Here is a 7819-nt window from a genome sequence, read left to right as displayed (position 1 = left end):
CGCCTCCGGGCTATGTCGGCTACGAGGAAGGTGGCTACCTGACCGAAGCGGTTCGCCGCCGGCCGTATTCCGTCTTGTTGCTGGATGAGGTGGAAAAAGCCCATCCGGATGTGTTCAACATACTTTTGCAGGTACTTGAGGATGGTCGCCTGACGGACGGGCAGGGCAGGACCGTCGACTTCCGGAACACGGTCATTGTCATGACCTCAAACCTCGGCTCGGACATCATCCAGCAGAAAGCCGGCGAGGAGAACTACGAGGTCATGAAGAGGGCCGTCATGGAAGTCGTCGGCACTCATTTCCGCCCCGAGTTCATCAACCGCGTAGATGAAGTGGTGGTGTTCCACCCGCTGGCGGAGAGTCAAATCCAGGGCATTGCCCGGATTCAGATCGAGTCTCTGAGCAAGCGCCTGAAAGAACAGGATATGAAGCTGGAGCTGGATGACGCTGCGATGGAGCTGCTGGCCGAAGTCGGGTACGACCCGGTATATGGCGCGCGGCCTTTGAAGCGGGCTATTCAGCGAATGATCGAGAATCCGCTGGCTCAGCGTTTGCTACAGGGAGAGTTTGTGCCGGGGGATGTCATCAAGGGTACGGTGGAGGACCACCACCTGGCATTCGCCAAGGCTTGAGCTTGAAACCGGGGTCAGATGAAAGCTTTCATCTGACCCCTTTTTTTCGTCTTACTGTTCTTCCGGTCCGCAGTTCTCTTCCGCAATCCGCTCAAATTCTGCCCGCTTTTCGGCAATTTCCTCTGGGCTGAGGTAGTGTTGTTCCCCGTTTTCCTCGATCCGAATACGAGCGTTGGTGTCGATCACGTTCAAATTTGAGCGAGCTGTTTCGCAGTTCGCTTCCCGCTGTTTTCTGCGGGCCTCCTCAGCCGCCATTTCCCGGCGCTGCTCCGTTTCATCCGCTCGCTGTTCTTGTACATTTCGCAGTCGCTCTTGCGGGCTCTGTCGATTGCCGGATGCGTCGGTAGACGTACCAGAGCGAACGTTGACTCGTTCGGCCTTTGAGCCCGTGGGCTGCCGGTCGCCAAAATGGGTAACTCCGTTTTCATCGGTCCATTTATAGACAGAGGCGCTCATGGCGACACCAGGTACAACCGCCAGTAATAAGGTCAGCGTCAGGATTTTTCTGTTCATGGCTCAACTCGCGTATGTTCACTGCTCCCGGGCAGGCAGACAACCTGGATAGACCGGGCCCGTTTTTTTAATTTCAATGTTGCCTATCATGCCATCGCTATTGCGGATTTTCTTCTGTCTGGTTCAAATCTTTGTATCGGATTTGTTCCAATTATGGCAGACCTTCGGCCAGTATAGGCACAGAAACCTGCAGCGGCTATTGACAGGGAGTTTCGCGCTGTCAGAATTACCGATTGCCTGAAGACTGGGGTCAATACGGCAGGCAATCCCGAGCGAGTATCCCCCATCAATTACCACACTGAACGCGCCGCGCATCCGTCGCGGGATGGTTGTTGCTTACGTGCAACCCGTTGATTGGCCGTTCTCCGCAACCCTCAGGAGGGCGGCTGGCCAGGAGACAACCTCTTAACAAGGTGTGGAGGAGCAGCCGGTTCCGCTTTCAAAAGAAGCATGGACACCGTGAATCCAGGCAACCGGGAGCCTTCCCGGCTCATTCACTCGTAGAAGAGGGTAGAAAATCGTGGAGTTATTGTCTGGCGCCGATATGCTGATCCGGTCCCTTCAAGATGAAGGTATCGAATACATATACGGCTATCCGGGTGGTGCAGCCCTTCATATTTATGATGCGCTGTTCAGGCAGGACAAAGTCAAGCACATTCTGGTAAGGCACGAGCAGGCGGCGGTCCACATGGCCGACGGTTATGCCCGTGCGACCGGAAAACCAGGTACCGTACTGGTGACCTCGGGTCCTGGAGCCACCAACACCATCACTGGCATTGCCACCGCATTCATGGATTCCATCCCCATGGTGGTTCTGTGCGGCCAGGTTGCGTCCACCCTCATCGGCGAGGACGCGTTCCAGGAAACCGATATGATGGGTGTCTCCCGTCCGGTGGTTAAGCACAATCTCAGTGTCCGTCATCCCGAGGAAATCCCGGAGATTATCCGTAAGGCGTATTATATTGCCGCGACCGGTCGCCCCGGTCCTGTGGTCGTGGATATTCCCAAGGATATGACCACGCCGAACGAGCGTTACGAGTACGCCTATCCCAAGAAGGTCAAACTGCGCTCCTACAACCCCGCTATTCGCGGCCATGCCGGTCAGATCAAGAAAGCGGTCGACATGATGCTGGCGGCGAAGCGCCCAATTATCTACGCAGGCGGTGGGGTTGTTCTGGGCAAGGCATCGGATCAGCTGACTGAGTTGGTACGGCTGCTGGGCTATCCGATCACCAATACCCTGATGGGCATTGGCTGTTACCCGGCCAGCGATAAACAGCACCTCGGCTGGCTTGGCATGCACGGCACCTACGAAGCCAACATGGCCATGCACCACTCGGATCTCATTCTCTGCGTGGGAGCCCGTTTTGATGATCGGGTGACCAATGCTACCGAGAAGTTCTGTCCGGGCGCGCGCATCATCCATATCGACATCGACCCGGCCTCGATTTCCAAAACCGTGGATGCCGATGTGCCCATCGTTGGCCCGGTTGACGCTGTGCTCAAGGAAATGCTGTCGCTGGTGAAGGAAGCCAAGGAAAAGCCGGACGCGGACGCAATTGCTTCCTGGTGGAAGCAGATTGACGAGTGGCGAGCATTCCATGGCATGCGCTATGAGACCAGCCCGGATGTGATCAAGCCCCAGGAAGTCATCGAAATGCTGTGTCGCTTGACCAACGGCGAAGCCTTCGTGACTTCCGATGTTGGTCAGCATCAGATGTTCGCGGCCCAGTACTACAAGTTCGATAAGCCCAACCGCTGGATCAATTCCGGTGGTCTCGGCACCATGGGCTTCGGCCTGCCGGCGGCCATGGGGGTAAAACTGACCCATCCGGACGACGAAGTGCTGTGCATTACCGGTGAGGGCAGTATCCAGATGAACATCCAGGAGCTGTCGACCTGCAAGCAGTACAACCTGCCGGTTAAGATCATTAATCTGAATAACCAGGCTCTGGGTATGGTCAAGCAATGGCAGGACATGAACTACGAGTCCCGCCATGCCGAGTCCTACATGGAGTCCCTGCCCGACTTCATCAAGCTGGCGGAAGCCTACGGCCACAAGGGTGTCCGGATTGAGAAGAAGGAGGACCTGGAGACCAAGCTAAAAGAAGTGCTGGCCATGAAAGACGAGCTGGTATTTGTGGATATCTACGTGGATCGCTTTGAGCACGTGTATCCGATGCAGGTTGCCCGGGGTTCCATGAAAGATATGTGGCTCAGCAAGACGGAGAGGGTCTGATCATGCGTCGAATCATTTCTGTTTTGCTTGAAAACGAACCTGGCGCCCTGTCGCGGGTGGTAGGTCTGTTTTCCCAGCGCAACTACAACATCGAAACACTCACCGTGGCGCCAACCGAGGACGAGACGTTGTCCCGTCTGACGGTGACCACCACGGGTTCTGACAAGGTGATCGAACAGATCACCAAACAACTGAACAAGCTGATTGAAGTCGTCAAGCTGGTGGATCTCACCGAAGGCGCCCATATCGAACGCGAACTGATGCTGGTCAAGCTGAAAGCCACGGGTTCCCAGCGCGCCGAGATCAAGCGTACGGTGGACATTTTCCGCGGCCAGATCGTGGATGTGACCAGCTCCGTTTACACGGTTCAGTTGGCAGGTGACAGCGAGAAGCTGGACGGCTTTATTCAGGCCGTTGGCACGTCGGGCGTACTGGAAGTGGTGCGCAGCGGTGTATCCGGTATCGCCCGGGGCGAGAAGGTGCTCAGCCTTTAACGATTTCAAACAGGGTTTGAACAATATGGCTCTTCGGGGCCATCACAAATAACAGAGGTTTCTCATGCAGGTTTACTACGATAAGGATTGCGATCTTTCCATCATCCAGGGCAAGAAAGTTGCCATCATTGGTTTCGGCTCCCAGGGCCACGCTCACGCTTGCAACCTGAAAGAGTCCGGCGTTGACGTGACCGTGGGCCTGCGCCCGGGTTCTTCTTCCATCGCCAAGGCGGAAGCCTATGGTCTGAAGACCAGCGACGTGCCGTCTGCCGTTGCCGCTGCCGACGTTGTCATGGTTCTGACTCCGGACGAATACCAGGCCCAGCTGTACAAGGCGGAAATCGAGCCGAATCTGCAGCAAGGCGCCACCCTGGCGTTCGCCCACGGCTTTGCTATCCACTACAACCAGATCGTTCCGCGTAAGGATCTGGACGTCATTATGATTGCTCCCAAGGCACCGGGCCACACCGTGCGCACCGAGTTCGCCAACGGTGGTGGTATTCCTGACCTGATCGCTATCTTCCAGGATTCCTCCGGCAACGCCAAGAATCTGGCTCTGTCCTACGCCAGCGGTATCGGTGGCGGCCGTACCGGCATCATCGAAACCACGTTCAAGGATGAGACCGAAACCGATCTGTTCGGTGAGCAGGCCGTTCTCTGCGGTGGTACCGTGGAGCTAGTTAAAGCGGCGTTCGAAACGCTCGTGGAAGGCGGTTATGAGCCGGAAATGGCGTACTTCGAGTGTCTGCACGAGCTAAAGTTGATCGTCGATCTGATGTACGAGGGCGGTATCGCCAACATGAACTACTCCATCTCCAACAACGCGGAGTATGGCGAGTATGTGACCGGTCCCGAAATCATCAACGAGCAGTCCCGTGAAGCGATGCGCAACGCGCTGAAGCGTATTCAGAGCGGCGAGTACGCCAAGATGTTTATCTCTGAAGGCGCTCTGAACTATCCGTCCATGACGGCGCGTCGTCGCCAGAACGCTGCCCACGAAATCGAAGTGGTTGGTGAAAAACTGCGCGGCATGATGCCCTGGATCTCCGCGAACAAGATCGTGGATAAGGACAAAAACTAAGCGGAATTCCGCCTGGTTTTGAAAAACGCGGCCCGGGTGGCCGCGTTTTTCGTATATACTCCGCCCAAACGCTTTCCGGAGTAATGGGAATGACTGAAGAAAGAAAATCCGCCGACGGCAAGCAGAACCCGGACTATGAAGTCGAGGCCGGGGAAGTGGTTGAAGAAGAGCTGGTAGGAGGTGCGCCCGTGCGCCGCAAGGGGATATACCTGCTTCCCAATGCGCTCACAACCGCTTCGCTGTTCTCAGGTTTTTACGCCATTGTTTCTGCCGCCAACGGCGTCTTTGACAATGCCGCCATCGCTATTTTTGTGTCGATGATTCTGGACGGTCTCGACGGCCGGGTCGCCCGGATGACCAATACCCAGAGTAAATTCGGTGAGGAGTACGACAGTCTGGCCGACATGGTGGCCTTCGGCGTCGCTCCCGGGCTGGTAGCCTTTTTCTGGTCACTGAACGCCTTCGACAAGGTTGGTTGGGCCATCACCTTTATCTACGTGGCTGGCGCCGCTTTGCGCCTGGCACGGTTCAATACCCAGATTGGCTCGGTCGATAAGAAGTTCTTTGTCGGCTTGCCGAGTCCGGCTGCGGCTGCCTGTGTCGCGGGCCTGGTCTGGTGTTTCCATCTTTTCGAACCGTCTACCTGGCTCACCTTGTTGACCATGTTTGTGGTCGGCGGTGCCGGTGTTTTGATGGTGAGCAATATTCTGTACCGCAGTTTCAAGGATCTGGACCTGCGTGGCCGTGTACCGTTTGCCGCCATTCTGCTTGTGGTGCTGGTTTTTGTAGTGATCGCGCTGGATCCTGCAACCGTATTGTTTACTGGATTTCTGATATACGCGTTGTCCGGCCCTGTTCGTGCGCTTTTCCGTGGCAAGCCACGGAAAGCTCCAGGCGCCGCTGACTGAGCACCCCTTCCGGGCCTCCTCAGTGAGGTCCGGGAATTTTCAATACAGTCTCCGGTCAACGCCTTTGCTGGCTGATGCCCCGACGGAGACTTTCCATGCTCATCAAGAAACGCCCTTCCTGGGCTTTGCCTCATTCTGAAGTTACGCCCGAGTCTGTTTACCTGAACCGACGTCAATTTATGTCCGGCACCCTGGCTGTGGCCGCTGGCCTTTCAGTGCCCGGTCTGTTGTCGGCAGCGAAGCTTCCTGTCCCGGGAGAAGCGCTGGATTTTGTTCCGATGCCCGGCTTTTCCACCGACGAGGAGAAAACCCCTTTTGAGGACGTAACCCGTTACAACAACTTTTACGAGTTCGGCACTGGAAAAGGGGATCCGGCGAAGTACGCCGATGAGATGACCGTTGATCCCTGGTCCGTGGTTGTTGAAGGCGCATGTGATCGGCCCGGTGCGTATGCGTTGGAAGATCTGCTGAAACCTCACGAGTATCAGGAACGGGTGTATCGGCTTCGTTGTGTCGAGGCCTGGTCGATGGTGATTCCCTGGATCGGGATCCCCTTGGCCGACATTCTCAAGCGGCTCGAACCGACTTCCAGGGCGAAGTACGTCTATTTCGAGACCCTCTATGATCCGGACCAGATGCGAGGTCAGCGCTCGCTGTTCAGCACCATCGACTGGCCTTATCAGGAAGGTCTTCGCATGGACGAGGCAATGAACGAGTTAAGCTTCCTGGCTGTTGGGCTCTACGGCAAGACCATGCCAAACCAGAATGGCGCGCCTATCCGGCTGGTCGTGCCCTGGAAGTACGGTTTCAAGAGCATCAAGTCGATCGTCAAGATTCGCTTTCAGGAGGAGCGCCCCAAGACTACCTGGGAAATGCTTGCGCCCCAGGAGTATGGCTTCTATGCCAACGTGAACCCTGAAGTTGACCATCCGAGGTGGAGCCAGAAGCGGGAGCGCAGGCTGCCCTCTGGCTTGCTCTCTCCCAACTACATGGAAACCGTCAAGTTCAATGGTTATGGAGAACAGGTTGCCGATCTGTACAAGGGCATGGATTTGAGCAAGTTCTATTGATGAATGAGAAGCGTGTGCTGAACCAACCGGGGTTTGTGCTGGCGTTTCGCCTGCTGGTAGCGCTGCTCGCCAGCGTTCCCCTGTTGGTGCTGATTGCCAGCATTGCCAGCCAGTCCCTCGGCCCGGATCCCGGGCAAGAAGTAACAGAGTCGCTGGGCATCGCGGCATTTCAGTTATTGATTGCTACCTTATGCATGACACCGCTCAAGCGTTGGACAGGGTGGGGAGCGTGGATCCGGGTTCGCCGGATGCTTGGTCTGTTTGCGTTCTTTTATGCGGTGTTGCATGTATTGGCGTTTCTGCAGTTTATTCTTGGCTGGAGCGATCTATGGGCCACGTTCACCAAGCGGCCATATATCCTGGCGGGGGCGGTGTCTTTCCTTATGCTTGTGCCACTGGCGTTAACCTCAACAAAGGGGATGATGAGGCGGATGGGCCGGCAATGGAAAGCCTTGCATAAGCTGGTGTACCCGATTGCGATAGCGGCATGGGTTCATTTCATCTGGCAGTCCCGCAGTGACGTTGGAGAAATGGTGGTGTACGGCCTGATAATCGCAGTTCTGCTGGCGCTTCGTTGGAAATGGAGCGGGAGTCGCGCGCTGATTCCGTTTGTCAGAGGCTGATTTTGAGTAAAAAGAATACGATCTGATCACTGACTGATCAGGCGGATACGTGGAAACCGATACCGCTATAAATTAATTCAAAAACCTCGTTGACAGTTTTCCTGACGCCTGTAGAATGCGCACCACTTCTGAGGGACAAGCCACTCACAGCGGTTTTCCGAGCAGAAGTAACCGTTTGAAAGTACTGAAGAAAATGAGTTTTAAAATTCTTCGGATTAACGGTTGACAAGGCGGCGTTACGATGTAGAATACGCGGCCT

Annotated in this window: 9 protein-coding genes; 7 read left to right on the top strand and 2 right to left on the bottom strand. The window is 55.7% G+C overall.

Features of this window, described 5'->3' with window-relative positions; translation table 11 throughout:
* Positions 1 to 632 (top strand): AAA family ATPase (locus B2W52_RS20410; protein ID WP_286803993.1); only part of this gene is annotated, 632 nt, incomplete at its 5' end.
* Positions 633 to 683: 51 nt separating this feature from the next.
* Here B2W52_RS20410 and B2W52_RS20405 read toward each other — a convergent pair.
* Complete coding sequence (locus B2W52_RS20405; RefSeq protein ID WP_286803992.1) at positions 684 to 1145, bottom strand: DUF4124 domain-containing protein; 462 nt, start codon at positions 1143 to 1145, stop codon at positions 684 to 686.
* Positions 1146 to 1665: 520 nt separating this feature from the next.
* On the opposite strand from B2W52_RS20405, the gene B2W52_RS20400 reads away from it, so the two are divergent.
* The 6 genes from B2W52_RS20400 (at position 1666) to B2W52_RS20375 (ending at position 7560) form a co-directional block, all read left to right on the top strand.
* Positions 1666 to 3384 carry an acetolactate synthase 3 large subunit gene (locus B2W52_RS20400; RefSeq protein WP_008170695.1) on the top strand — a complete coding sequence of 573 codons (1719 nt, stop codon included), beginning with the start codon at positions 1666 to 1668 and terminating at the stop codon, positions 3382 to 3384.
* Positions 3385 to 3386: 2 nt separating this feature from the next.
* Positions 3387 to 3878, top strand: coding sequence for an acetolactate synthase small subunit (gene ilvN, locus B2W52_RS20395; protein WP_008170692.1), 492 nt, complete (start codon positions 3387 to 3389; stop codon positions 3876 to 3878).
* A gap of 64 nt (positions 3879 to 3942) precedes the next feature.
* Positions 3943 to 4959 (top strand): ketol-acid reductoisomerase, encoded by a 1017-nt coding sequence (gene ilvC, locus B2W52_RS20390; RefSeq protein ID WP_008170689.1) that lies wholly within the window; start codon positions 3943 to 3945, stop codon positions 4957 to 4959.
* Between the two features lie 89 nt (positions 4960 to 5048).
* A complete protein-coding gene (gene pssA, locus B2W52_RS20385; RefSeq protein WP_041644958.1) occupies positions 5049 to 5867 on the top strand; it encodes a CDP-diacylglycerol--serine O-phosphatidyltransferase in 819 nt (272 codons plus the stop codon).
* Between the two features lie 95 nt (positions 5868 to 5962).
* Positions 5963 to 6937, top strand: a complete 975-nt coding sequence (gene msrP / locus B2W52_RS20380) for a protein-methionine-sulfoxide reductase catalytic subunit MsrP (protein WP_053114538.1) — start codon at positions 5963 to 5965, stop codon at positions 6935 to 6937.
* Positions 6937 to 7560 carry a protein-methionine-sulfoxide reductase heme-binding subunit MsrQ gene (locus B2W52_RS20375; protein WP_008170683.1) on the top strand — a complete coding sequence of 208 codons (624 nt, stop codon included), beginning with the start codon at positions 6937 to 6939 and terminating at the stop codon, positions 7558 to 7560. Before msrP ends, B2W52_RS20375 begins: the two co-directional genes overlap by 1 nt.
* A 37-nt stretch (positions 7561 to 7597) precedes the next feature.
* On the opposite strand, the gene B2W52_RS20370 is transcribed toward B2W52_RS20375, so the two are convergent.
* Positions 7598 to 7819, bottom strand: a 222-nt coding sequence (locus B2W52_RS20370) for a hypothetical protein (protein WP_286803991.1), incomplete at its 5' end; no start/stop codon positions are given.

Source organism: Marinobacter sp. UBA2498 (genome assembly GCF_002341575.1).
GTDB lineage: Bacteria > Pseudomonadota > Gammaproteobacteria > Pseudomonadales > Oleiphilaceae > Marinobacter > Marinobacter manganoxydans.
Note: the sequence above shows the minus strand (reverse complement) of the source record. Positions and strands in the feature narration are given on the sequence as shown.